Genomic DNA, 2,967 nt, shown 5'->3' with positions numbered 1-2,967 from the left:
TCCGCACTTGCTTCGCTTCGCCCGCCCAGCCAGCCGGAGGGCCCAAATCGCCGGGCCCACGCCATCCTTTCTCCTAGCGTCATAATGGTACGTACCAAATAAATAATTGGTTGACTTCTTTCTCTTAACAGGTATAATAGAACTTGAATCAAGGCATGATGTGCTGCCCGGGGTTGGTTGAAGCCAGCTGCGAGCACCACCGACTTAATTAGGAGGTTTTTGAATGCTGGATCAAAAAACGAGCACCGATCAATATTCAACACCTGAATATTTCGATCGCTTGAAGAAGTACTGGCAAGCAGCCAACTACGTATCCGTTGGGCAGCTGTACCTGAAGGATAACCCGTTGCTGAAGCGCCCGCTGAAAGCAGAGGATGTCAAGGTACACCCGATCGGCCACTGGGGCACGATTTCTGGACAGAACTTTATTTATGCCCACCTCGACCGGGTCATCAACAAGTATCACTTGAACATGTTCTACATCGAAGGTCCCGGTCACGGCGGCCAAGTGATGGTTTCTAACTCATACTTGGACGGCAGTTACAGTGACATCTATCCGCGGATTACCCAAAATGAAGAGGGTATGAAGCGTCTGTTCAAGCAATTCTCCTGGCCCGGTGGCGTGGCGTCTCATGCGGCGCCCGAGACACCAGGCTCCATCCACGAAGGCGGGGAACTGGGTTACTCCATTTCTCACGGTACTGGTGCGATTCTGGACAACCCGGACGTGATTGCCGCCGTTGTTGTTGGTGATGGTGAAGCCGAGACTGGCCCGTTGGCCACGTCTTGGTTCTCCAACGTCTTCATCAACCCGGTCAATGATGGGGCCGTTCTGCCCATCTTGAACCTGAACGGTTTCAAGATTTCTAACCCGACCATCCTGTCCCGTAAGACGGACAAGGAATTGACCGAGTACTTCGAGGGGATGGGCTGGGAGCCGCACTTCGTTGAAGGCGACGATCCTGACAAGCTGAACCCTGAAATGGCCAAGGCGATGGATGAATCGATCGAGAAAATCAAGAGCATCCAGACCGAAGCCCGCAAGAAGCCAGCGTCTGAAGCCACTCGTCCCGTATGGCCGATGATCGTTGCCCGCATTCCCAAGGGCTGGACTGGTCCTAAGGAATGGGACGGCGAACCGATCGAAGGCTCCTTCCGTGCCCACCAGGTACCGATTCCTGTCGACCAAGGCGACATGCAGCATGCCGATGCCTTAGTCGCTTGGCTGAAGAGCTACCATCCAGAAGACTTGTTCGACGAGAACGGTGAATTGAAGCCGGAGATCCGTTCCATCACACCGAAGGGTGAGAGCCGGATGTCCGTCAACCCGATCACCAACGGCGGGATCAAGCCCAAGGCATTAGACCTGCCCGACTGGAAGAAATATGCCGTTGACACCAGCGTGCCCGGCAAGACCGTTGCGCAAGATATGATCGAAATGGGCAAGTGGGCCCGTGACGTCATCAAAGCCAACCCGACCAACTTCCGTATCATGGGGCCGGACGAAACGATGTCCAACCGCTTGAACCACGTCTTCGAAGCCACTGAACGGCAATGGATGGAACCCATCCACAAGCCTTACGACCAATACGAAGCTCATGCCGGCCGGGTACTCGATGCCCAGTTGTCTGAGCACCAGGCTGAGGGCTGGCTGGAAGGCTACGTGCTCACTGGCCGTCACGGTTTCTTCGCTTCCTACGAAGCATTCCTGCGGGTCGTTGACTCCATGCTGACCCAGCACTTCAAGTGGCTGCGCAAGGCTGACGAACAAGCTTGGCGGAACAAGTATCCTTCCTTGAACGTCATGTCCGTTTCTACCTCGTTCCAGCAGGACCACAACGGTTACACCCACCAAGACCCAGGCATCTTGACCCACATGGCCGAGAAGAAAGCCAAGTACATCCGCGAGTATCTGCCCGCCGACACCAACACATTGCTGGCTGTCATGGACAAGACCCAACGGATGCACGAGACGATCAACATCATCGTGGCGTCCAAGCACCCGCGTCCTCAGTTCTACAGTGTTGAAGAAGCCCAGCAGCTGGTGGACAACGGCTTGAAGGTCATCGACTGGGCGTCTAACGACAACCATTCTGAACCTGATGTTGTCGTTGTTGCTTCCGGGACTGAGCCTAACTTGGAAGCTCTGGCCAGCATCGACATTCTTCACGATGAATATCCGGATATGAAGATCCGCTTCATCAACGTCGTTGACTTGCTGAAGCTACGCAATCCGCAGGAAGATCCCCGCGGTTTGACGGACGAAGAGTTCGACAGCTACTTCACCAAGGACAAGCCGGTCATCTTCGCCTTCCATGGTTTCGAAGGCTTGATTCGGGATATCTGGTTCGGCCGTCACAACCAGAACATCCGCATCCATGGTTACCGGGAGAACGGGGACATTACGACTCCGTTCGACATCCGGGTCATGAACGAACTGGATCGGTTCCACTTGGCTAAGGATGCCGCTGACGCCGTATACGGTGCCGCTTCCGCTTCCTTTGGTTCCAAGATGGACGACATTCTGCAACAGCACGCCAACTTCATCCGCGAGCACGGCACCGATATGCCGCTGGTCAACGACTGGACTTGGCACAGTATCAAAGACTAGTATTTGCCGCTAGTCTGAGATTAACCCCTACCAAAAAGCAGATCATACAAAATCGTGAGTACACCTCGTTGCCGGGTGTCTCACCCAAGTACCGCAGCCACCAACTCAGGGAGTGGCTGCGGTATTTTTGTGTGTCCAGAGGGTGCAGCCGAGCGGTCTGGCCACCCAGGCTAAGTGGTCCTAACGCCGAAAGCCCCGCACCTGGGCTTTTGGTGTTAGGACCCTTAGACTGTGGTGGCCTGCTCGGCGGAACCCGTTTATGCGGAGAGAAAGGTATTACGCTGAACCCGGCGATTTGGGCCGATACGGCGTTGCGCTTCGCGCGTCCGCCTCGTGGTGCGGGAGATGATTCGCGA

Annotated in this window: 1 protein-coding gene; it reads left to right on the top strand. The window is 55.1% G+C overall.

What is annotated here, in order from left to right:
- The first annotated feature begins 223 nt into the window (after window positions 1-223).
- On the top strand, window positions 224-2,611 hold the full coding sequence (locus L248_RS10075) for a phosphoketolase family protein (RefSeq protein ID WP_022530103.1): 2,388 nt from the start codon (window positions 224-226) through the stop codon (window positions 2,609-2,611).
- Window positions 2,612-2,967 lie beyond the last annotated feature (356 nt).

Source organism: Schleiferilactobacillus shenzhenensis LY-73, from assembly GCF_000469325.1.
Taxonomy (GTDB): domain Bacteria; phylum Bacillota; class Bacilli; order Lactobacillales; family Lactobacillaceae; genus Schleiferilactobacillus; species Schleiferilactobacillus shenzhenensis.
The sequence above is the reverse complement of the archived record's forward strand: the minus strand, read 5'-3'. Positions and strand labels throughout refer to the sequence as shown.